The following is a 23,944-nucleotide window of genomic DNA, read 5'->3' as shown; positions in this document are numbered from 1 at the left end:
GCGGTCTGGGTCGGGTCGTCGTTTAGCGCGGCACCGAACTCCTTCGTGACCGAAGGTGAGCCTGGCAACCAAGGCCGCAGAGCACTATGACCAGTGCGCCAAACATCAATCCGAGTAAATCGGAACCCGTGGAGGCGAGGGTACCCAGACGGGACCCTCGTGATGTCGTAATGTACTTCCCGGTAGTCATTTGACTGACCGGAGAGTCAGTGCTGATCTGACTGTTTGGGTCCTCGGAAACCAAGGGATTATCAGGGGTCGGAGGAGTACCTGGGTTGACTGGGGTGTCAGGAGTAGCGGATGCTCCCGGGTTGACCGGTGTATCCGGGGTGGCAGGTGTGTCCGGGTTGACCGGCGTGCTCGGGGTGGCGGGCGTGTCCGGTACCACGGGGGTTACCGGTGCTGTTCCGGGGGTCCACTGGGCGTATACGGTGGTGTCCTGTCCTATCAGTTGGGTGAAGTCCACGGGTGTGCCGTTCTGTGCTGCGGTGGACCAGCCCTGGAAGGTGTATCCGGCCCGGGTCGGGGCTGCCGGCTCCTTGGGAGTCTGGTCGGCGCGGACGGACTGGGAAGACACGGCGCTGCCGCCCTGGCTGTCGAAGGTCAGGGTGTAACGCGGGGTCCACCGGGCGGTCAGTGCAATGTCCTTGTTGACCCTTGTGCTGGCAAAGTCGAACAGGACTTCCTTCGCAGTGGTGCCGGAATCCGCCGAGCCGTCACCCACCGTGGTGCTGGTGTCCGTGGAACCGTCGTCTGCGGTGTCGTCGGAGCCAAGGAGGTTTCTGGTCAGGATGTCGCCCGTGCCGGAGAGGTTCCGGGTCAGGGTGTCATCGGAGTTTGCAGGGGTCTCGTCCGGGGTGGCAGGGGTTTCCTTCATGTACCAACCGTCGAAGTCGTGCTTGTACCGGATGGGATCGGGGACCTTGCTCGCCAGATTCCCTGAGTACACCAGCTGATCGGGTATCCGGGAAAGTGTGGGAGCGGTGCCTAGATCGAAGTGAATCTGGTATATATCCCGCCCGGATACGTCATCAGCAGGCCGGTCGGTTACGATTCCGCTGTAGTCCCACGAGCCTTCTTGATAACCTTCATCCCAGAATTCGTAACTGTGAACCGTGTCCTGGACCGGGACGTCCCAGACCACCTCATAGCTGCTGGGGTTATGGCGGCCCTTATCTGAAATCGAATGGATGTTGTCGTCCTCATTGAAGACGTACTTGCCATCTGGACGAATAGGCAGAGACAGAGCCAAAGTGGTGTCGGGTAATTCGTGCCGACCTACGATGATTACCTGATCAGATATCGAAATGTAGGCAGGAGACTGCTCAAATGGTTTGAGGGGACTCGCATCCAAGATACCGTTCTTTCTGAGGTCGATACCCGACAGTGCGTGCAGGCTGCTGAGGGCTGACAGCGACCTGACATCAGAGATCCGATTATTGGACAGGTCTATGTCTTTGAGCTTGGTCATGCCCGTGAAGGACTCAAATCCGTTCACGTTTTCCAATCCTGCCGTGTTGATAGTGATCGTCTCCATCTTCACCAACTTGGATAGAGGCGTGAAATCAGTGACCAGGGGGAAGGCCGTCGTGTTCTTGTCTGCTGTACCGGTCAGCCGGAACGACGTGATTTCGGTCAGCTCCGAGAGGGGACGCAGATCTACCGGAGACTGGTCTTGTGAGTGCCGATAGTCGTAATCCAAAACAATGGAATCGATGTTCTTCAGAATCTGTATACCGTTCAGGTTCCATACGTCACTTAGGACAATACCATCAGCGAACTCCCTATCAATGTCATCCTGGGTAAGGATGGCTTCAGGGCTCTTCCAGGCTCTGGAAGCAAGCTGCTTGGCAAGATTCTCATCAGGGAAGCACTGGGTGTAGGTCGAGGTTCCGGGTTCGCAGACCACCTTCTCGAGTTCGGGGAGGGGTGTTTGGTTGTCGCCCGCATCGGACCCGTCCGTTGACTCATCCTGGCTGTTGCCGGAGTCATCGGTGTCGCTGATCCACCGTCCGTACAGGGGGGTGTTCTCCACGATGGGTTTTTCGAAATTGAAGCGTTCCCCTCCCACCCTCGGGGAGGTGTACCAGCCGACGAAGCGGTATCCGGGGCAGACCGGATCGGCGGGTTTCGTGGCGGTCAGGCCATGAGCGACCCGTTGTCCGGTGGTGGGCTGCGGGTCCACCGGCTGGAGGGGGGTGAAGGTGACCAGTCTGGGCTCGGCGGTCATCACCTCCAGCTGCACGGAACCTTCAAAGTGGTGGTCCTGATCCTCGCCGTTGTCAAAGTGGAAGGAGCGGGGGCCGCCGGCTGCCGGTGCGGACCAGGTGAGATCGGTGTTGGTCTGTTTCAGACCATCCGCCGGTTCGATATCGAAGGGAGTGACGGGTTCCCCGTCCTTGCCGATCGGAATGGGCATGCTGACGGCCTGATTGGGATTGCCCCGCAGGTCCTGGCGGCCCAGATATATGTGCTGATCCGACACCTTTAAAGTGTGGGGATGCAGGTCTTTTAGGGGCGATAGGTCGGAAATGTGGTTGCATGTCAGGTCTATGTACCAGGCATTCGTGTAGTTCCGGAGGGGCGAGATATCGGTGATTTCATTCTCATCGAGTTCCAACTCCGTGATGTTCTGCGCCAGAACATGGTTATCCAAGGGGGTCAGATCGGTAATACCGCCGATGGAGATGGACAACTTGGTGAGGGCGGTGAGGCTTTCGATGCCTGCCAGGTTGGAGACCCCTTCAACACGGAGATCAGTTAGCCCGTCTACGTCAGCCTGGGTCATGATGTCTTCTGGAGTCTTGGCATCGGGTTCGGTGCTCTCCGCCACTTGTACTGCCAGGTTGTAATCAGGGAAGCAAGAGGCGAAGGTGGAGCTTCCGACTATACAGCTTGAGGTACCGGCACGGGTAGCCTTGTTCTCGTTTCCTTCTTCTCCGAAGGCCGATTCGTTGGTTGCGGCAATTCCGCAGGCCAGAACAGTGGCTACTGCCAGGGCCGCCGCCAGCGGGCGTATCTTTATAGAAACTGACACTTGTAGTATATTCCTTTTCACCGGTTTCACTGTTTAAAGGGTGAGGAACCAGAGGATTCGACTCGATAAGGTTGTTGAACCCACACTTTCAACATCCCTAATTAACCCCGAAAGTAAGAATACACGATTAAACGGAAGGCAAGTTACCCCTGGCAGCCACGCAATCTGGTTCCTTGCATCCGAGTTTGCAGGGACAACGGTTTCGGGTGGTGCCGTGGTCGCTGTTTTCAGTGGCTGTTCGGGTTTCCTTCGGTTCGGTTGTGCCCGAAATTGGTCATGAAGTGGGGGCCATTTTCTGCGAGCTCCCTATCGAAGGTATCCGCCCAGCGGCTGAAGGGTTTGTTGGCCAGGCCGTCGTTGGAGAATCTGGGATCGTCGGTGATCTCCGTCAGGCAGAAGTCGGGGATGGTCAGATCGGTGACGGGGCCGCTGCGTTCCACCTCGGCGACAACAAGCGGCGCATTCTCTCCGCCGAAGACATCCAGGTTCCACCAATCCTCATCGAGCCAGATACCGTAACGGTTCTTGACGATTGGGGATCCGCCTCTGAGCATGAGCTCCTGGGCGATGCCGATGTCGATGGCGCGTTCCGCCTCGTACCGTGTTCCACCGACTGATGGTCCCTTGGCCGTCATGGAGGCTGCGGTGAAATGGCTGCCTGCTTCCAGGAGGGTATGTAGGGCGTCGGTGTGGCTGTTCATATCAAGTGCGTGGTCGTCGGCCTGGAGGCGTATTCGGAGGGCGTAGTTGTCTTCGTGCACGTAGTAGCTCTGCACTATCAGGGTAGGGGTCTCCCCGCTTGTCAGCTTCTCCGGTAGGTTCCGGCAAAAGAAGCGACGCTCAAATTCGAAGTCCTTGTGCTCCTCGTCAAACGGCATTCCTTCATGGTACGTGGTAGCCTCTGACAGCGCCATTCACCGGCGGGATGTGGTCGGATATGGGGAACCCGGTCCCTGCGGATGGTAACCGGGGGACCGGGTTCATCGCCGAGGCGGCGGTCTGATGCCTCGGGACTCTTCAGAGTGGGCTCTGGTCAGAGACTAGCGCGGTACCGAACTCCTGCGTGACCGAAGGTGGGCCTGGCAGACAAGGCCGCACAGCGCTACGATCAGTGCGGCAAACACCAACCCCAGGAAGTCGGAACCTGTGGATGCCAGTATGCCGAACAGGGATCCCGGCACGGGCGTTCCGGGACTTTGGTCACCTTGGTTTCCGGGAGTGATGAGGTTCGCGGGGGTTGGGTTCAGGCGCCAGTGTGCGTACACGGTGGTGTCCTGCCTCAGCGGCTGGGAGAAGTCCGCGGATTCGCCTCCCTTCGATTCGGTGAACCAGCCCAGGAAGGTATGGCCGTCCCAGGTCGGATCTGTCGGTTCGTCGACCGTTTCGCCGTCGGGGACGGTCTGGGAAGGTACGGCACTGCCGCCCTGACTGTCGAAGGTCATGGTGTAGAGCGGGGTCCACCGGGCGGTCAGGACGATGTCTCTGTTGATTCTTGTGTTGTCGAAATCGAACGGGCTCTCCTCCGCAGTGCTGTCTGAGTCACTGGGTCCTTCATCCGTTGTGGTGTCCGAGCCGGTCGGACTTTTGTCATCGCTGCCGGAGTAAAGGAGGTTCCTGGTCAATACATCTCCCGGGTTGGCGAGGTTCCTGGTCAGGGTATTGCCGGAATCAACGAGGGTTCCGTTCGAATTGCCTTGGGAATCAGATTTGTTTCCGTTTGAGGAGTGGTCGGGGGTAAGGGGCTCTCCGTTCAGATACCAGCCGTCGAAGACGTGCTTGAAGCGGACGGGGTCGGATACCTTGTTCGCCAGATTTCCCGCATAAACCAGCTGGTCGGGAATCTGGGCAGGAGAGGTGCTCCCGGTGCCCAGGTCGAATTCGATCTTGTATATGTCTCGCGCCGAAGATTTGTCATCCAGGGGTCGATCCGTCACAGTCCCTTCGAATTCCCATGAGCTCTCCCGGCTTCCCTCCTCCATGAAATCGAAGCTATGGACGCTGTCAACGACCGGAGCGTCCCAAACCACCGCATAATCGCTGCGCTTGTGATAACCGTTGCCACTTATAGAGTCGATATCCTTCTCGGCATATTTGCCATCCGGGCGGATAGGAAGACTCATGGCCATGGCCTCTCCGGGTAGCTCATGTCGGGGTACGATGGCTAGCTGTTGGATGGCAGTAATCTCCGTCCGAAACTTGGAAAGCCCCTCGATAGGGGACATGTCGAAGATGCGATTGCTATCGAGAGAAAGAAACTCCATGTAACGCAGGTTTTTCAGACCGTCCAACGGAGTGACGTCGCTGATATGGTTATCTTCCAGATCTATTTCCCTCAGTTGGGGCATATCTGTAAAAGACTCGAATCCCTTCAGGTCTTTCACGCCGGCCCCGTTGATATAGATCTCTCGTAGCTCTTTCATTTTGGACATAGGTGTGAAGTCAGTGATCAGAGGATCCATTTCTGTTTCCACGTCACCTGAGGCAAACAACTCGAATGACCAAATTTCCGGCAGTTCGGCTAAGGGACGCAAATCCAGTGAGGTCTGGCCTGATTGGGGGGGCTCCTGCTCAGGATAAGCGTAATCCAGCATAATAGCCTCAGCGTTCTTCAGAATCTGTATGCCGTTGAAATCCCAGACGTCGGTCAGGGAAATTTCTCTGAACCGTTTGGCTACATCCTCCTCGGTGAGGACCGCATCAGGTTCCTTGTCAGTTGAAGATGCCAGTTGCTTGGCAAGATCAGGGTCAGGGAAACACTGGCGGTATGTCGAGACTCCGGGTTCGCAGACAATCTTCTCGAGTTCAGGGAGCTGCGTTTGGTTGTCGTCCGGGTCGGGGGTGCTCGGTTCAGGGGGGTTGGATTCGTCGTCGTTGTTGTTGTTGGGGGTATCGCTTACCCACCGTCCATACAGGGCTGTGTTTTCCAAGATGGGTTTTTCGAAGTTAAAGCGAACTCCTCCCATCCCCCGTGCGGATGTGTACCAACCCACGAAGCGGTATCCGGGACAGACGGGATCGGCCGGTTTTGGCACGGTCAGTCCCAGGCCGATCTGCCGCCCGGTCGTAGGTTGTGGGTTTACGGGATGGGAGGGGGTGAAGGTGACCAGTCTGGGTTCAGCGGTCACCACCTCCATCTCCACGGTACCTTCGAACTCGTAACTCTTGTCGTCGCTGGCCTCGCTGAAGGAGAATGACCGGGTGCCGCCGGCTGCCGGTGCTGACCAGGTGAGATCGGTGTCGGTCTGTGTCAGGCCGTCGGTCGGGTTGATTTCACTTATGGCAACTGGTTCGCCATTTCTGCCAAGCGGAAGGGGCATGCTAATGGCCTGATTGGGATTGTCTCGTATGTCCTTGCGGTCCAGATATACGGTCTGTTCCAGTACGTTCAGCTCCTTGGGATGGAGGTCTTTCAAGGGCGAAAGATCGGAAATCCGGTTGTACATCAGATCGATATACTCGGCATTGGTGTAGTTCCGTAAGGGCGAAACATCGGTGATTTCGCTCTCTTCGATTTCCAATCGCTTGATGTTCCGGCTAAGGACTGGATCGTCCAGCGGACTCAGGTCGGAGACAATACCGCCGTCGATGCTCAGATCGACGAGGGAGGTGAGGCTTTGAATGCCTTCCAGACTGGTGACCGCCCAGTCGCGGGAGTAAATAGACACTTTGGTTATCTGGTCCACATCTGCCTGAGTCATTATGTCTGCTGCATGCAGGTCTTTGCGTGGAACCGAAGCCGATACCTGTTGTGCCATGCGGTAGTCGGGGAAACAATCCAAGTAGGTGGAACTCCCCATCACACAGTTGGAGGTGCCGATTCGGGTACTTTCATTCCCGTCTTCTTCGCCGAATGCCATTTTTACGGTTGCGGTCATCCCGCAGCCCAGGAGCATGGCTACGGACAGAACCGCAGCCAGCTGTCGTATTTTCACAGAGACTGACACTTGTAGTATTCCTTTTTCCGGTTTCACCATCGTTTTGGGCGTGGAACCAGGGGATTTGGCTCAATTGCGCAGCCAAATCCAAACCCCAACATCCGTAATAACCCCACTTATCAGGATACACGATTTGGCAAACAAGTTGTTACATTCGTCACATTACAGGTTTCTAAAGTGCAGTGAGGTGAGCCAGTCCAGAAGCGCGGTGACGAATGTGAAGACCGCTTGAGGAGAGAAGGGGGAATCACTACAGTGGAACACAACCCTAGGGAAGAAATCGGGGTTAGGTGGTGACTTCGCGGGATTGTGGATGATGCAACGGCGCGTCTGAGACGATTCTGCGGAGTCCTGTCATAGCATGTCATCCGGTTCTCGTCGGTTTCCTGCGCTGACACACCGCGGGGAAGGTTGTATCGTGCGACACCAGGCCCTACGCTGGGTGCGGTTTTCGGCAAGGTGTCCTAATATGGTTCCTGTTGACCGTTTTTGAACGGTCATAATCGGGTTCGTAGCTCAGTGGATAGAGCGTCTGTCTCCGGAACAGAAGGTCGAGGGTTCGAATCCCTTCGAGCCCACTCCATTCCGTTTTTTATATCGTGTTTCTTTTCAAGCCTGGCTCGGGCATCGCTTTCGACCCTTTGTGTTACGAGCTGGCTTATCGGTGAGCCCATACTTGGTCACTGCCCGACATCCGGATTGCTGGCGGTTTATAGTTGGAGGCAATTCGGCCGGGATTCCCCGGTCGACCACTGGCCCCTGCCCGACCGCCTGCTGGACGGCGCCGGAGGGTCTGCACAGGAGGAGGACGTTCATGGACGAGGGTCTTGAAGAGATTGGCACACCGTATGCGCCCCAGGCCTTGGGTGCCTATAGCCAGGCGGTCAGGGCGAACGGGTTTGTTTTTGTTTCCGGGCAGCTCGGTATCGACCCGGAGACCGGCGATCTGGTGGAGGGTACGGCCGGTGACCAGGCAGCCCAGGCCCTGAAGAACATCAAGAGCATACTTGATGCTGCCGGTACCGGGATGGAAAAGGTGGTCAAGGCTACGGTCTACATGCGGAATGTTGAGGATTTCACCGAGGTCGACAAGGCCTATTCCCGGGTCTTCATCGGCTCCGTACGCCCCGCCCGTGTGGCCTTCGGCAACAATATGATTCCCAAAGGCGCCCTGGTCGAGATAGATGTGATTGCCCTGGCCTGAGTCCGGTCCGGGTTCGACGGCCATCTCGTCGCCAGGACCGTTAGACTTGGGGTCATGAGTCCTGAAGCACTTGCCCGTATCATTTCCTCAACCGCCGTCGAGTTGGCCCAGGCGGATCGCCTGGGTGACCTGGATGCCTCCATGGTCCCAGCCGCCGAAAACCTGGCCGTCATGCGGCCCAAGGACCGTTCCCACGGGGACTGGTCAACCAATATCGCCATGCAGTTGGCCAAGAAGGCCGGTATGAATCCCCGTGATATGGGGCAGACCCTGGCCGAGGCCCTGGCCCAGGCCGACGGAATCTCCGGTGTGGATGTAGCCGGCCCCGGTTTCATCAACATCAGTCTGGACTCGGCTTCGGCCGCCGCTGTGGTCGACACCGTTCTCAGTGAGGGCAGGTCCTATGGGGCCAACAACCATCTACAGGGTCGGACCCTGAACCTGGAATTCGTCTCCGCGAATCCCACCGGCCCCATCCACATCGGTGGAACCCGCTGGGCTGCGGTCGGCGATTCCATGGCCCGGGTCCTGGAGGCCAACGGAGCCAAGGTGGTACGTGAGTATTACTTCAACGACCATGGCACGCAAATCGACCGATTCGCCCGTTCCCTGGTTGCTGCGGCACATCATGAGCCCGTACCTGCCGATGGATACAAGGGTGCCTACATCGATGAGATCGCCCAGAGGGTGGTGGACCAGGCCAAGGCCGATGGACTGGATGTACTGGCTCTGCCCCGGGTCAGGGATGAGGACGGTGCCGAGGGTGACAGCGAGCAGCGCGAGGCCTTCCGCAGTCGGGCCGTTCCGATGATGTTCGACGAGATACGAAGGTCCATGCAGGCCTTCCGCGTTGATTTCGACGTCTGGTTCCACGAGAACAGCCTGTATGAGTCGGGTCAGGTTCAGGAGGCCATCGAAGAACTGCGCACCCGTGATGACATCTATGAGAAGGACGGAGCCACCTGGTTCCGGTCGAGCAGGTATGGCGATGACAAGGACCGCGTGGTTGTCAAATCCGATGGGAACGCCGCCTATGTGGCTGCCGACATCGCCTACTATCTGAATAAGCGCAGGCGGGAGAAGGACCCCTGTGATGAGGCCATCTACATGCTTGGGGCGGACCATCATGGCTACATCGGCAGGATGATGGCCATCTGCGCCGCATTCGGCGATACGCCGGGCGTCAACATGCAGATCCTGATTGGACAGCTGGTCAATGTGCTCAAGGACGGTCAGACCGTGCGGATGAGCAAGCGGGCAGGCAACGTGGTCACCATCGATGACCTGGTCGAGGCCGTCGGGGTGGATGCGGCCCGGTACTCCCTGGCCCGTACCGACTACAACCAGACCGTCGACATCGACCTTGACCTCCTGGCCTCCCATACCAATGAGAACCCGGTCTATTATGTCCAGTACGCCCACGCCCGGTCCAAAAACGTCGACCGGAACGCGGCCGATGCGGGCATCGAATCCGCCAAGGCCGATTTGTCCCTCCTGGACACCGAGGCGGACAACGAGGTTCTGGCCACCCTGGCCCTCTATCCAAATGTTGTGCAGACCGCCGGCGACCAGAAGGCTCCCCACCGGGTGGCCCACTACCTTGAGCAACTGGCGGGTGTGTACCATCGCTGGTACAACCTGGAGCGGGTGGTTCCCATGGAGTTGACCGGGGCGGATGATCCGGCCCGGCAGACGGACAAGAATCCCGAACCGGCCCGCGCCGCTGCCAGACTCAGGCTCAACGATGCGGTCCAGCAGGTCATTGCCAACGGTCTCGACCTCCTGGGTGTCTGCGCGCCGGACAGGATGTGACCCGAACGTCCACAGGGAGAACACGCTGCCAAGGAGGGGGTGCCGTGAGTCAACGGAAAGAAGAGGGGGCGGCCCTGGGTGATATCTGGCCGTCCGCTGTCAGGCGGGATGATGCCGGTGCAGTGGATGTCCGGAGCATCCCGGTAGAGGATCTGGCTGAGCGGTACGGCACCCCGCTCTATCTGATGGACACCTCCTTCATGGCCGACCGGGCCAGGATCTTCAGGGAGACCGCCAGCCGCAGTCTTCCCACAGCCACCACCCAGGTCAGCTACGCAGGCAAGGCCTTCCTGAGCAAGGAAGTCGTCCGGATCATGCTGGACAGGGGCCTCAACATCGATACCTGTACCCTGGGCGAGATGCTGATTGCCAAGGCAGCCGGTGCCCCCGGACGCCGCCTGGTGCTGCACGGCAACAACAAGTCCGATCGGGAGATATCCCTTGCCATAGAGGAGGGGTATGGGAAGATCGTCATCGATGCGGCCGATGAGCCGGAGCGTATAGCGGCCATAGCCCATGGCCTGGGCAGACGGGCCCGGGTCATGCTCAGGGTCACGGTGGGGGTTCATGCCGGTGGGCACGAGTACATCTCCACATCGCATGAGGACCAGAAGTTCGGCGTCCCCATGCTGGCCCCAGGGGCTGATGCCAGCCCGCTTGATCGATTTGGCGCCGGCGACGGGCAGGAATCAATGTCCCGAACAGCTGAGGCTGGCAACGGGGTCTTGTCCGCGAACTCCGCCGACCTTTTCCAAGCAGGTGCCGATAGGGCTCCGATCAATCCGGTCCTGGCCGCCGCCTTGGATACTCTGGCCAACGGTCCCGCCATCAGGGTTCTGAAGGATATCCAGGCCCATGCAGGCGACCTGGAACTGGTGGGAATCCATACCCACATCGGATCACAGATTCACGGTGACTCGGCCTTCGGGCAGGCAGCCAATCGGATGATGTTGCTCAGACGGACCTTCTGGGAGACCGACGGTTTCCTGCTGCCCGAGGTGGATTTGGGTGGCGGTTTCTCCGTTCCCTACCTGCCGGACGAGGATCGGATGGACCTGTCGGGTGCTCTTGGCGACCTGGGTCTGGCCATCGGCAGGATAAACGACCGGCTGGGTATGCCCATGCCCATCATCTCCTTCGAACCTGGCCGGTGGATTGCAGGCCCCAGCGGCATGACCCTGTATCGGGTGGGGGCGGTCAAGCCTGTACCCCTCTCGGACGGGACCGTGCGGACTTACGTGTCAGTGGATGGCGGCATGAGTGACAATATCCGCCCGGCGCTTTACGGGGCGGACTACACGGCTGTTCTGGCCAATAGGAGAGGCAGTTCGGAGACCATTCGCGCCCGGGTGGTCGGCAAGCACTGTGAGTCGGGCGATATCATCGTGCGCGATGTTTCCCTGCCCAAGGACATCCGCCGGGGGGACCTCCTCCTGGTGCCGGTGACCGGGGCCTACGGGCGGACCATGGCCAACAACTACAACCAGGTCCTGATACCGCCGGTCGTGGCGGTGGACGGGGCCGGTGACCACCTGATGCTGCGGGGGCAGGCCATGGAAGACCTGCTCGAACTGGATCAGGGCTAGAATCACACGAGCCGGAAGGCAAGGAGAACGATCATGGATGTTCGCCAGGAGTTTCTGAGGATCATGGACACGCAAAAGCTCATGGCCCTGGCCACCAGTGTCGATGGGCAGCCTGATGTGAGGATGATCGGTTTCGTCTACGACAAGGTCAACAAGGTCATCTACTTCGTCACCTATCCGAAATCGGCGAAAGTGGAGCAGATCAGGCAGAATGACAAGGTGGCTTTCACCACCCTCCCCGCAGAGAGAATCGAGTGTGTGCGGGGCGAGGGAGTGGCCAGGCCCAGTTCCCGGACCCTTGAGGAGGTGGCGCCGGTCCTTGAGGAGAAACGGCCGGGATACATGGAGCACATCAGGCCGGTCCGAGACAGGGTGGCCCTCTTCGAAATCGTCGTCGATGAGGTCAGGGTGGTCCTGTCGGATAAGCAAGACCACTTGCTGCGGGTCTGAGGTTTCGTTCATGACCGCTCCGGACCAGCAGTCTGCGGCTTAGGATGATGGATTCCGGGGGGTGGAATCATCCCCGCAGGTGTCGGATTGATTCTTTAGGATGAGGAATCACAGTACCCGGTGCCTCGGGTGCAAGCTTAAGGAGCGCACATGTCCGCGAAGCCCGAAGTCGAGTCCGATAAACCCATCCGCATAGCCCTTCTGGGGGCCGGAACCGTAGGCTCGCAGACGGCACGCCTGCTGGTAGAGGAATGCGATGACCTGGCCAGCAGGGTCGGGCGCCCACTCGAATTGGTCGGCATTGCCGTGCTGGATCCCTCCAAGGTCACGGCGGATTGGATCGACCGTTCCCTTCTGACCACCGATTCGGAGGGCCTGGTCACCCGGGCCGATATCGTCATCGAGTTGATTGGCGGCATCGAGCCGGCCAGGACCCTCCTTCTCAAGGCCATCGAATCCGGTGCCTCCGTGGTCACGGCCAACAAGGCCCTTCTTGCCCAGCACGGGCCGGAACTCTACCGGGCCGCCCAGGACCATGGTGTGGATATCTACTTCGAGGCGGCCGTTGGTGGTGCCATTCCCATCGTCCGTCCTCTGCGTGAGTCCCTGGTGGGCGACAGGATCACCAGTCTGGTGGGAATCGTCAATGGAACCACCAACTACATTCTCGACGAAATGACCACCAAGGGCCTCCAGTTCGAGGAGGCGCTGAGCGATGCCCAGGCCAAGGGGTTCGCGGAGGCCGATCCCACGGCCGATGTGGACGGTCTGGATGCGGCGGCCAAGGCCGCCATCATGGCCACATTGGCCTTCCATCGGGATGTGAGGATGGATGACGTTCCGGTTGAGGGAATCAGGTCAATCACAGCGGACGACATCGCTGCGGCCAAGGCCGAGCGTCGGGTCATCAAACTTCTTGCCGTGGCGGAGCGGACGGACCAGGGCATCTCCGCCAGGGTCTACCCGGCCCTGATTCCGGACACCCACCCGCTGGCTTCCGTCCGGGACAGCTTCAACGCGGTCTTCGTCACCGCGGAGGCGGCCGACGACCTGATGTTCTACGGACGTGGTGCCGGTGGTGCCCCTACGGCCTCCGCCGTGGTTGGTGATGTGGTCACCGAGGCAAGGCACATAGCCCAGCAGGGGATGGGACCAATCATTCCCATGTACGCCCGGATTCCCATGGCCCCGCTTGAGGCTTCGCGGGCGGCCTTCGCGGTTCGTTTCCTCATCCATGACAAGCCCGGCGTCCTGGCTGCCATCGCCCAGGTCTTCTCCCGGGAGGGAATATCCATCAACGGGGTCAACCAGGACATCAAACCCACCATGCACGATCCGGGCTACAGCGGGGAGATCCAGCAGCTCAGGGTCGTCACTCACCTCTGTGATGAAGTGACCCTGCGCCGAGTGGTCAAGCAGGTTTCCACCTTCGATTCGGTGACCGGTCAGGCATCCGTCCTGCGTGTCTTTGACCAGGATGCCCTCTGATGGGCGCGGACCGTCCCTGCGCGCGGACCGTCCGGATACGGGTGCCGGCGACCAGCGCCAACCTGGGTTCGGGATTCGATACCGTGGGCCTGGCGCTGGATTATCACGACGAGATCGTTTTCACCCGGTCGGACGACCCGGCCGACACGGGTGTCAAGGTCATCATCGAAGGGGAGGGAGAGGACACCCTTCCCAGGGATGAGACCCACCTGGTCGTCTCCGCATTCCGAAAGGCCTGCCAGGTTTTTGGCCTACCTAGGTTCGGCTTCCTCATGACTGCCCGCAATCGAATCCCGCAGGCCAGGGGCCTCGGATCCAGCGCTGAGGCCATCGTGGCCGGAATCAGCGCGGCTGCAGCCTTCGCCCACCCGGGAGGATTCTCCAGGGATGCGGTCTTCGATCTGGCTGCACGGATCGAGGGGCACCCCGACAATGTGGCGCCGGCGGTCTATGGGGGCTTGACCGTCTCCTACGATCTCATCACTGATGAGGGGGTGGGGTCACTGCCCATAGCGGGAGGGACACCCTTGACCCCCGGTTTCCATAGTCTGCGCTACCAGGTTGACCCTGCCATCAGGGCCACGGTCTTTGTGCCCGACTTCCGACTGTCCACCCAGAAGGCCCGACAGGCCCTGCCCGACCGGGTGCCTTACGCCGATGCCATTCACAACCTGTCCAGGGTCGCCCTGATACCGGGAGCATTGAACCCTTCAGGCATGGCCGACATGGGGAGTGGTCAATTCGATGGCCAGGGGAATCTCGCTGCCAGGGCCAACGCGCTCCTGTTCGCGGCCACGCAGGACCGGCTCCACCAGCCTTACCGGGCGGGACTGATGCCACCTGCGACCGATCTGATCGGCCTTTTCCGCCGGCACGGGTATGCCGCGGCGGTCTCGGGTGCCGGTCCCTGTGTCATCGTCCTTCACTACGGGGATGCTTCGGAGGACTTGAAAACCCTGGCCAAGGGTGAGCTCGAATCGGGGCATTGGCAGGTTCTGCAATTGGATGTGGACCGTAATGGGGTCCAGGTGGAGAGTGACGAGGAAGGTGACCTGATTGGCAGTTGAAACCCGGAAACCAATGGCGGCAGTACGAACCGGAGGCAACGGGGAACACGTCCCCTTCATTCTGGCCTCCCAGTCCCCTTCCCGCCAGGCGCTCCTGGTCAAGGCGGGAATCAGCCCGGTGATTCGCAAGTCCCACCTTGACGAGCCCAGGGCCTTGGAGGACGCTGCCCGGTCGCGGGGATTGAAGGCGACGGACCTGTCCATAGAGGACCGGGTCTCTGTTCTGGCAGCAGGCAAGGCGGATCTGATTCTGCATACCCTGCAGTCGGTTGTCGAAACCGAGCATCGGGTCCAGGGAGACCTGGTTGTGGTTCGGCCCCTTGATGGGCAGGCCGCTTGCCCTGCGCAGGTTCGACCCATGCAGCAGGCCGTAAGGTCCTGGTCGGGTATGGCACAGGCCAAGGTTGGCCCCCTGCTGTTGGGATGCGACTCGCTTTTCACCCTGGACGGGCGAATTCTTGGAAAGCCCCACAGGCCGGAGATTGCCATGGAGCGGCTCATGGCCATGCGGGGCCGCACCGGCACATTGGTCACCGGACACTGTCTGATTGATGTGGCTACAGGGCGTCGGGTTCAGGGTGTCAGCCGGGCCAAGGTCTCATTCGGGCACTACGACCAGGCCGACATGGAGGCCTATATCGCCAGTAGAGAGCCCTTGGAGGTGGCTGGTTCCTTTACCTTGGAGGGCCTTGGGGGTGCTTTCATCACCGGAATCGAGGGTGACCCCAGCGGGGTTATGGGGCTGAGCATGCCCACCCTGCGTTCCATGGTCGAGGAATTGGGATTGCACTGGGCCGACCTCTGGGATCCCGTCCTGGTCGGGGCCGAGGAGCCGGTGGAAACCTATGCCGATCCGGCCGGTGTAGTCCCACCCGAGGGGAATGTCCACCAACCGGGAGACGGGTGGGTGAAGTGTGCCTGCGGAAAGCAGCATTGGGGGCTGAATGGGGCGGCCGGTGTTCTCCTGGCCAGGCGTGACAAGCAAACCGGTGCGGTGACCGATGTCCTCCTTCAGCACCGAGCCAAGTGGAGCGCCGAGGGTGGCACCTGGGGTGTGCCGGGCGGGGCCATATCCGATGGGGAGAACCCCCTGGAGGGTGGCCTGCGTGAGAGCTATGAGGAGGCCGATATCCACCCGGAGGATATCCAGGTGGTCGGCTCCCACCGTGAGGATCACGGCCCATGGGGGTACACAACCATCCTGGCCTTCGAACGTCCCGGACATCGGGTGAGTCCGCATATGAACGATGACGAGAGCATTGAATTGGCCTGGGTTCCGGTCGACCAGGTCGATTCGCGTCCCCTCCTGGGTGCCTTTGGCCAGGACTGGCCCAACTTCCGTCGCCGACTCGAAGGGCTGGCTGCCCGGAACTGAACCGGTCCAGGACCCTCTACGGACTCCCGGTCGGTCTCAGCCGAGGGCGATGGCGATCAGGGCGATGACAACCGGCGAGGTTACCGTGCTGACCAGGATTCCATCCCGGGCAAAGGTGGTGCCCACGTTATACCTGGCCGCGTAGTTGTAGACGTTCTGACCGGTGGGCAACGCGGCAAGAACCACGCACCCGTAGAGCTCGGCACCGCGGAAGCCCATGACGAACCAGGCCAGGAAAAAGGCGATGAGGGGCATGACCAGGTTCTTGAGGATGACCACGGTCAGAGTGGCCCGACGGTTGGTTTCCTTGCCGAATGGTCTGGAGCCGCGCAGGGACATACCGAAGGCCATCAGGATCATGGGGACGGCCGAGGCGCCGATCATGTCGATGGGCTTGAAAACGAAGTCGGGGATGACGTAGTGCCCGACACCGGCACTGATGGCCGAGACCAGGATGCCTCCCAAAGAACCGATCAGGATTGGTTGTTTCAACGGCTGCTTGGCGATGGTCTTCAGGGAGAGCCTTCCGGTGGTCGACGCGTCCAGCACGGTCAGGCCGATGGGTGTGAAGATGGCCTGCTGCATGACCAGGATGGGGGCGACCAGGGTGGGATTGCCCAGGATGTAGGTGGCAACCGGCAGACCGATGTTGTTGGAGTTCAGATACAGCGAATTCAGGACTCCGATTGTGGTGTTCGCCGCATCCATATGAAGGGAGACGGCATTGATGATGACGAAGACGAGTCCCACGGCCGCCGCCGAGAAGAAGGCCACAATGATGCTGGGATGGAAGATGACACTGAGCCGTTGCTTGGAGAGGATGGCGAACATCAGGCAGGGGGTGGAGACGAAGAAGGAGAACTTGTTCAGCACCATCTGCGCCGAGGGGCCTCCGATATGGAATCGAGCCGCCACGTAGCCTACGGCGATGACGACACCGATGATGAAGAAGCCTTCCATGGCGCTGAGCAGACCGGGCATCTTTATTGTTCACCAACTCCCAAAATCGTGGTCGTGCGGACGATGGCAGGCAGAGGCTGCGCCACCGGGCACACCTATTCTGCCACCCGGGCACCAGGTTCGTCAGGGATGTTCCACGCACGAGAAGCCATCCAAGGCTTGGAAGCTCATTCCGCCCCGGAGCCATCTGCCTATAGCATGGTCGTATGAATACGATCCCGCAGGATAAGACACCCCACCAGTTCGGTTCACAGGTGGAGGGGCTCCTGGACGGCACCGCAAACCTGCCTCGGCAAGAGGCCCTGGCCCTGATACTGGAGCGGATGGTGGCCACGGCCTCGGTCAGCGATGAGGAGGGCCCTCTGGCGGACGCGGTCCAGTCCGCGCTCGCGACCTGCCCTGGTTGGCGGGTCGACAGGCTGGGAGACACGGTAGTGGCGAGGACCGACCTGGGTAGGGACCACAGGATCGTCATGGCCGGGCATCTGGACACGGTCCCCATCAATGCGAATATGCCTCCGCGGTGGCTGGAGCCCGGGGATTCTGAAATCAGACCCGACGTGGCCGAAGCCCACCCGGATTCCCGGGTACTCTGGGGGAGGGGCACCGCAGATATGAAGGCCTCGGATGCGGTCATGCTCCACCTGGCCGTCACAATCGACAATCCGGACTACGACCTGACCCTGGTCTTCTATGACCATGAAGAGGTGGCGGCCGAGAAGAATGGCCTGGGCAGGGTGGTGTCCGCCCACCCCGACTGGGTTCGAGGAGACTTCGCCATCATCGGTGAGCCGACCAATTGCGGAATCGAAGCGGGCTGCAACGGGACCATGCGCTTCGACGTGGTAACCCACGGGGTGTCCGCCCACTCAGCCAGGGCGTGGATGGGCAGCAATGCCATCCATGCCGCGGCCCCCATCCTGGCGAGGCTTGAGTCCTACCGGCCCCGGACCGTCACCGTGGATGGACTGGACTACCGGGAAGGCCTCAACGCCACAATGATCAGCGGGGGGACCGGAACCAACGTCATACCTGACTCCTGCAGGGTCCACGTCAATTACAGGTTCGCACCCGACAAGAGTCTGGCCGAGGCCAAGGCCCTGATGATGGGTGCCGCTGCGGGGGCGGAACTGGGCAAGGGTGAGCACCGGGCAACCGGAGGGGTCTTTGAGGGGTTCGATATCGAGATGCGCGACGAATCCCCGGCCGCCCGTCCCGGGCTTGCTTCTCCTTGGGCCCGCTCCCTGACGGACCTGATTGCCGGGGTCAATGGATCAACTCCCCGGCCCAAGCTGGGGTGGACCGATGTGGCCAGGTTCTCCGCCCTGGGTATCCCCGCCGTCAACCTGGGTGCCGGGGACCCCCTTCTTGCCCATAAGGCCGATGAACAGGTTCCCCTCGATGATTTGGTTTCACTGGAGTCAATCCTGGTCTCCTGGCTCAAAGAACGCGATTAGTTTAGTTTTGTGTCATACTAGATAGCGGTGGTTCTGCCTGACCACTTGAAGTGTAGGCGTTGATCCCCCTGCTTGGATCCTTCCGAATCCATGCAGGCGATGGTGTCCGCCCACGCCAGGAAGACTTTTTTCGAAGGCGTACCGACCTGCGCACCCCCGGGGTGGGCGGCCACAGTGAGAGTGTGGCGTGACAGGGTGTCGGAGCCGTGAGCGCGGTTCGAGTCAGCGTGCCGCAAGGAGCATAGTGCCCAGGAACAAGAACGAGGACAGTCAGGAAGACTCCTCAGCAAACTCAATGCAGACCAGTCAGCAGGCGTCCGACCAGCCTCAGGCCGAAAAGGGAACAACCCGGCGTCGCCGCAGTGGCAGGCGTGTGGTGCGCGTGGCCGGTGCGGCCGGCGCCCATGTGCCCGTCCAGGTCGAGGCCGATGAGCATGAGGAGGCGACCTCCGACAAGGGGCGTCGTCGCCGTGTCAAGGTCCAGGACGATGGTGGGGATACCCGTTCGGAGTCCGTCTCCCGTCGCCGGTCACGCAGGAATGATCCGGAACAGGAACCGGGCCTGAGCGAATCGCAGGCTTCGGACAGGGATGTGGCCGAAGAGGACGCGGAGGCACCTACCTCCCGGCGCCGTAAGGTGCAGACCAGGTCCCGCAGGTCAGCCCGCACCAAGACCTCGGAATCGACTGAATCCGGTTCCCGCAGCCGTTCCGACGCTGGCCGTGATGTCGAAGACGGGCGGGATGACCGCCAGGAACGTGCTCTGGAGGCCGTGGAATCCCTGACCGGTACCGATCCGGGGGATGATGATCAGGACCGCAAGTCCAGATCGACCAGGTCCCGGTCCCGTTCGTCTCGTTCCGGTTCGTCCCAGTCGGCACCGGCCCGGCCCATGACCTCCCTCCTCTTCCAGGAGCCGGTGATTCCGGTGGTGCAGGATGACGATGACGAGCCCGTCATGGAGGATGACGAAGAACCGGCACCCACCAGGTCATCCCGCAGGTCCAGGAGCCGCCGCTCCCGCAATGCCATCGACCATGAGCCTCTGGCAGAGGACGAGGAGCGTCCTGAATCGGGATCCCGTCGGTCGCGAAGGCTCAACGCCGAGGAGCGTCGTGCCGCCGATGAGGTGGAGCAGATCGAGGAGGACCTCGACCACGAGGGCATCACCTTCATCAACGATGAGGACGAGAGTGAGGAGGAGGTCACCTCCCGCTCTTCCAGGCGACGTCGTCGCGGCAAGAGCGAGCGCACCCATGAGGAGGAATCCGAGAAGTCCGGTTCTCGTCGCAATCGCCGCTCGCGGGACCATGAAAGCGAAGAGGAGGAAGAAGGGGGGCTGACCCGTCGACGCAGGCGGAGGCGCGGCTCCAAGTCTTCCGATTCCGAAGGTGAGGAGACCGGCGGTACCCGGCGCTCCCGCAAGCAGCAGTACATCGACGAAATCACGGATATCGAAGGATCCACCCGCCTGGAGGCCAAGAAGCAGCGTCGGCGCGACAACCGTCGCGAGCGTTCGCGCCAGTCCCAGTTGGTGGAGCAGGACTTCCTGGCCCGCCGTGAGAGTGTCAACCGGCTCATGGTGGTGCGTGAAAAGGAACAGCACACACAGATTTCGGTCATTGAGGACGACATCCTGGTGGAGCACTATGTCTCCGACATACAGGAGGTCTCCACGGTCGGCAACGTCTACCTGGGGCGGGTTCAGAACGTCCTGCCCAGCATGGAGGCGGCCTTTGTCGATATCGGACAGGCCCGCAACGGCGTTCTCTACGCGGGTGAGGTCAACTGGGACACCACCCGTCTGGAGGGGCAGCCCCGACGTATCGAGCTGGCCTTCAAGTCCGGTGATCCGGTCCTGGTCCAGGTCACCAAGGATCCGATCGGGCATAAGGGCGCCCGTCTGACCTCCCAGGTGACCCTGGCCGGACGTTTCCTGGTCCTGGTGCCCTCCGGGGGCATGACCGGCGTCAGCCGCAAGCTGGCCGACCATGAGCGCTCCCGTCTGAAGGGGATCATCTCACGCATCGCCCCCAAGGACATGGGGGTCATCATCCGCACCGCGGCCGATGGTGCCAGCGAGGAGGCCCTGACCAAGGACCTGGAGAACCTCCAACGCCAGTGGGAGGAGATCGAGTCCAAGCGCAAGGAGTTCCTGCACGGCAAGCGGCCCAAGCTCCTTCAGGGCGAACCCGATGTTGCCATCCGTGTGGTGCGGGATATCTTCAACGATGATTTCGCCAGTCTTGTCGTCCAGGGCGATCGGGTCTATGACCGGGTCGAGAACTACCTGGACACCATGGCCCCCGATCTCAGGGACAAGCTGGTGGGGTGGGACCCGTCCGAGCATGAGGGCAAGGACGTGTTCGACAAGTGGGGCATCGACAGCCAGCTGCGCAAGGGAATGGAGCGTCAGGTCTACCTGCCCTCCGGCGGTTCCCTGGTCATCGACCGTACCGAGGCCATGACCACCATCGATGTCAACACAGGACGATTCATCGGCAGGGGCAAATCCTTGGAAGAGACCGTGACCAGGTGCAACCTGGAGGCCTCCGAGGAGATTGCCCGCCAGCTGCGTCTGCGCGACATCGGCGGCATGATCATGATCGACTACGTGGATATGGTCATGCCGGCCAACCGCGACCTGGTGCTTCGCCGTCTGGTGGAGTGCCTGGCCCGGGATCGCACCAAGCACCAGGTGGCCGAGGTCACCTCTCTGGGTCTGGTCCAGATGACCCGCAAGCGGGTGGGCCAGGGCCTGGTCGAAGCCTTCTCCGAGGAGTGCCCCACCTGCCATGGGCGCGGGTTCATCCTCCATGATGAACCGACCATCTCCGCCTCCTACGACGACCCCTATGCCGTCAAGGGCGGGGATCCCTTCGTCAAGACCAATAAGCACAGCCACAATGCGCCGGCCAAGGAGAGCACGACCACCGGTTCCACCCCCGCTGTCAAGGCCAAGCTGGCCAGGATCGCGGCAGCCGCCCAGGCCGCTGCAGACGAGGACGTGCAGGACGATGACGAGATGGAGGCCACGAATCCGCTGGATGTCGGCAAGGAGTCGTAAGCTGAAACCCGTTTTGCGATCGGGTGAACGCATTTGACGATGCAGAGTGTTTGATTATATAGTAGTTAGCTGGTGTTCGGACTGAGGTTGCGGGCACGCTCAGCTTTAGACAAACAGGCAAGGTAGGGTTATGTACGCGATTGTGAAGGCCGGAGGCCATCAGGAGAAGGTCCAGGTCGGTGACCTGATCGAGGTCAACCGTCTGGGCGCCAAGAAGGGCGAGTCGGTCGAGTTCCCGGTCGCGCTGGTCGTCGATGGAGCCAAGGTGACCATGGCCGCCAAGGATCTGGCCAAGATCTCCGTCAAGGGCGAGATTGTGGACGATGAGGCCAAGGGCCCCAAGATCAACATTCAGAAGTTCAAGAACAAGACCGGTGTTGCACGCCGCAAGGGTCACCGTCAGAAGCTGTCCGTGGTCAAGATCACGGCCATTGCCTGATCAGGGTCGAAGAGCTTAGGAAAGGAATCCAGACATGGCACATAAGAAGGGCGCGTCCAGCTCTCGGAACGGGCGCGATTCGAATCCTCAATACCTGGGTGTCAAGAAGTTCGGCGGCGAGGCCGTCGTGGCGGGCAACATCATCGTCCGTCAGCGTGGCACCAAGTTCCACCCCGGTCAGAATGTGGGTCTGGGCAAGGACCACACCCTCTTCGCACTGGTGGATGGCGAGGTCAGGTTTGCCGAGCGTCGTGACCGCAAGGTCGTTGACGTCGTCACGGCCTGAGCTGGCTTCAAGACTTCAGCCGCGCCCGGTAAGGACGCGGCTTTTTTCATTATTCGGACGGCGACCGCTTGGTCGGAGAGCATAGAGGTTGGTTGGAATGAGTGCATTCGTGGATCGTGTCACCGTCCATGTCAAGGGTGGCGACGGCGGGAATGGGGCGTCCTCCATACGTCGTGAGAAGTACAAGCCACTGGCGGGACCCGACGGTGGCGACGGCGGGCATGGTGGATCGGTCATTCTGGAGGCCGATACCAATGCCACCAGCCTTTTGGACTACCGCTTCCTCCCCCACCGCAAGGCCGACTCGGGCACCATGGGTCTCGGCGGCGACAAGGACGGCAGCCGTGGCCAGGACCTGATTCTGCCGGTTCCGGTGGGCACGGTGGTGTTCACCGCCGAAGGTCGCGAGGGCGAAACCAAACATCCAGGCAAACGACTGGCCGACCTGAATCATCCGGGAGACCGGTTCGTTGCCGCCCAGGGCGGCATCGGCGGCCTGGGTAATCGGTCACTGGCCAATAAGGCCCGGCGCGCACCCGGATTCGCCCTCCTGGGTGAACCTGGTCAGGACAGGGACCTGGTCCTGGAACTCAAGTCGATAGCGGATGTGGCCCTGGTGGGCTTCCCCAGTGCCGGCAAGTCCAGCCTGGTGGCAGCCATGAGCTCGGCAAAGCCCAAAATCGCCGATTACCCCTTCACCACCCTGGTTCCCAATCTGGGTGTGGTCCAGGCCGGGGATGAGCGGTTCACCATGGCCGACGTTCCCGGGCTGATACCCGGCGCCTCGCAGGGCAAGGGTCTGGGCCTGGAGTTCCTTCGCCACATTGAGCGAACCGAGATCATCGCCCATGTGATTGACTGCGCCACCCTGGAGTCGGACAGGGACCCGATCAGCGACTACCGCGCTCTGGAGGACGAGCTGGCCAAGTACGCTGATCAGCTGGAGCTGCCCTTGGGGGTTATCCCTATCGAGAAGCGCCCCCGGGTGGTCATTCTCAACAAGGCCGACCTGCCCGAGGCCCGGGAGTTGGCGGAGTTTGTCCGCCCTGAATTCGAGCGCATGGGGTTGAAGGTCTTCGTGGTCTCCACCGCCTCCCACCAAGGGCTCAACGAACTGGGCTACTACCTGGCCGCTCTGGTGGCCCACCTGCGTGGCAAGCTCAAGGCCCAGGCCGCTGAGGAGGAGGCCAGGGTGGTCATTCGCCCCCTGGAAACCCATAAGGGCCGCAGGGGTGATGCCAACGGTGCGTTCACCGTGGAGCGGAAGCAGAACCGCAACGGGGAGCACTGGTTCCAGGTTCGTGGTGAGAAGCCGGAACGCTGGGTCCGTCAGACCAACTTCGACAACGAGGAGGCTGTGGGCTTCCTGGCCGACCGCCTGGCCGGTCTGGGAGTCGAGGACGCACTGCGACGTGAAGGCGCCCGGCCCGGTGATGAGGTCAGGATTGGACCCGGGGATGACGCCATGGCCTTCGATTGGGACCCGACCATCGCAGCCGGTGCCGAGATGTTGGACGGTACTCCCCAGATCGCCCGAGGCAAGGATATTCGCCTGGAGGAGACCGAGGGGCGCACCCGCCGCCGGACCAACAGCCAGCGACGCGAAGAGTACCACCGGATGATGGATGCCCGCCAGGCTGTGCGTGAAGTGATGGATCAGGAGCGGAAGGCCGGTCACTGGGCTGACCCCTCCGTGGCCGACGATCCCCACGATCTGGAAGGGCTCCTGGGTCGGCCTGGAGCCGACGATCGGGCGGACCAGGCCGAGGAAGAGGACTGAG

16 protein-coding genes and 1 tRNA gene are annotated in these 23,944 nt (G+C 61.0%); 13 read left to right on the top strand and 4 right to left on the bottom strand.

The window, feature by feature from the left end; translation table 11 throughout:
* Positions 1–22: 22 nt before the first annotated feature.
* The 3 genes from bcor_RS07715 to bcor_RS06245 all read right to left on the bottom strand — a co-directional run bounded on the left by bcor_RS07715 (position 23) and on the right by bcor_RS06245 (position 6,981).
* The gene (locus bcor_RS07715) at positions 23–3,037 is read right to left on the bottom strand and encodes an InlB B-repeat-containing protein (protein ID WP_038459305.1); all 3,015 of its coding nucleotides are present in this window, start codon (positions 3,035–3,037) and stop codon (positions 23–25) included.
* Between the two features lie 227 nt (positions 3,038–3,264).
* Positions 3,265–3,915, bottom strand: a complete 651-nt coding sequence (locus bcor_RS06250) for a CYTH domain-containing protein (RefSeq protein ID WP_033497557.1) — start codon at positions 3,913–3,915, stop codon at positions 3,265–3,267.
* A 162-nt stretch (positions 3,916–4,077) separates the two neighbouring features.
* Positions 4,078–6,981, bottom strand: a complete 2,904-nt coding sequence (locus bcor_RS06245; protein WP_038459302.1) for an InlB B-repeat-containing protein — start codon at positions 6,979–6,981, stop codon at positions 4,078–4,080.
* Positions 6,982–7,477: 496 nt separating this feature from the next.
* Here bcor_RS06245 and bcor_RS06240 point away from each other — a divergent pair.
* The 8 genes from bcor_RS06240 to bcor_RS06205 all read left to right on the top strand — a co-directional run bounded on the left by bcor_RS06240 (position 7,478) and on the right by bcor_RS06205 (position 15,954).
* A tRNA-Arg gene (locus bcor_RS06240) sits at positions 7,478–7,550 on the top strand.
* Between the two features lie 236 nt (positions 7,551–7,786).
* Positions 7,787–8,176, top strand: a complete 390-nt coding sequence (locus bcor_RS06235; RefSeq protein ID WP_033497561.1) for a Rid family detoxifying hydrolase — start codon at positions 7,787–7,789, stop codon at positions 8,174–8,176.
* A gap of 54 nt (positions 8,177–8,230) precedes the next feature.
* Complete coding sequence (argS, locus tag bcor_RS06230) at positions 8,231–9,988, top strand: arginine--tRNA ligase (RefSeq protein WP_033497563.1); 1,758 nt, start codon at positions 8,231–8,233, stop codon at positions 9,986–9,988.
* 44 nt (positions 9,989–10,032) lie between these two features.
* Entirely contained in the window at positions 10,033–11,574 is a 1,542-nt protein-coding gene (locus tag bcor_RS06225; protein WP_420796634.1) for a diaminopimelate decarboxylase family protein, read from the top strand.
* A gap of 33 nt (positions 11,575–11,607) precedes the next feature.
* Positions 11,608–12,024, top strand: coding sequence for a pyridoxamine 5'-phosphate oxidase family protein (locus tag bcor_RS06220; RefSeq protein ID WP_033497565.1), 417 nt, complete (start codon positions 11,608–11,610; stop codon positions 12,022–12,024).
* Positions 12,025–12,174: 150 nt separating this feature from the next.
* Positions 12,175–13,512 carry a homoserine dehydrogenase gene (locus bcor_RS06215; protein WP_033497567.1) on the top strand — a complete coding sequence of 446 codons (1,338 nt, stop codon included), beginning with the start codon at positions 12,175–12,177 and terminating at the stop codon, positions 13,510–13,512.
* A complete protein-coding gene (locus bcor_RS06210; RefSeq protein ID WP_033497569.1) occupies positions 13,512–14,579 on the top strand; it encodes a homoserine kinase in 1,068 nt (355 codons plus the stop codon). Before bcor_RS06215 ends, bcor_RS06210 begins: the two co-directional genes overlap by 1 nt.
* A gap of 13 nt (positions 14,580–14,592) precedes the next feature.
* Complete coding sequence (locus bcor_RS06205) at positions 14,593–15,954, top strand: Maf family nucleotide pyrophosphatase (RefSeq protein WP_051875728.1); 1,362 nt, start codon at positions 14,593–14,595, stop codon at positions 15,952–15,954.
* 36 nt (positions 15,955–15,990) lie between these two features.
* Here the strand turns inward: bcor_RS06205 and bcor_RS06200 are convergent, their stop codons facing one another.
* On the bottom strand, positions 15,991–16,935 hold the full coding sequence (locus bcor_RS06200) for an AEC family transporter (RefSeq protein WP_033497571.1): 945 nt from the start codon (positions 16,933–16,935) through the stop codon (positions 15,991–15,993).
* A 185-nt stretch (positions 16,936–17,120) separates the two neighbouring features.
* Between bcor_RS06200 and dapE the strand changes: the two genes are divergently transcribed.
* From dapE to obgE, 5 genes are all read left to right on the top strand, one after another.
* On the top strand, positions 17,121–18,371 hold the full coding sequence (gene dapE / locus bcor_RS06195) for a succinyl-diaminopimelate desuccinylase (RefSeq protein ID WP_081870383.1): 1,251 nt from the start codon (positions 17,121–17,123) through the stop codon (positions 18,369–18,371).
* A gap of 295 nt (positions 18,372–18,666) precedes the next feature.
* Entirely contained in the window at positions 18,667–21,438 is a 2,772-nt protein-coding gene (locus bcor_RS06190) for an Rne/Rng family ribonuclease (RefSeq protein ID WP_081870421.1), read from the top strand.
* Positions 21,439–21,568: 130 nt separating this feature from the next.
* On the top strand, positions 21,569–21,877 hold the full coding sequence (gene rplU / locus bcor_RS06185; protein WP_033490732.1) for a 50S ribosomal protein L21: 309 nt from the start codon (positions 21,569–21,571) through the stop codon (positions 21,875–21,877).
* Positions 21,878–21,911: 34 nt separating this feature from the next.
* On the top strand, positions 21,912–22,163 hold the full coding sequence (gene rpmA, locus bcor_RS06180; RefSeq protein WP_033490730.1) for a 50S ribosomal protein L27: 252 nt from the start codon (positions 21,912–21,914) through the stop codon (positions 22,161–22,163).
* A 97-nt stretch (positions 22,164–22,260) separates the two neighbouring features.
* Complete coding sequence (gene obgE / locus bcor_RS06175; RefSeq protein WP_033497573.1) at positions 22,261–23,943, top strand: GTPase ObgE; 1,683 nt, start codon at positions 22,261–22,263, stop codon at positions 23,941–23,943.
* Position 23,944 lies beyond the last annotated feature (1 nt).

It is taken from the genome of Bifidobacterium coryneforme (genome assembly GCF_000737865.1).
In the GTDB taxonomy this organism is placed as follows: domain Bacteria; phylum Actinomycetota; class Actinomycetes; order Actinomycetales; family Bifidobacteriaceae; genus Bombiscardovia; species Bombiscardovia coryneformis.
This window is presented reverse-complemented; position numbering and strand designations above follow the sequence as displayed.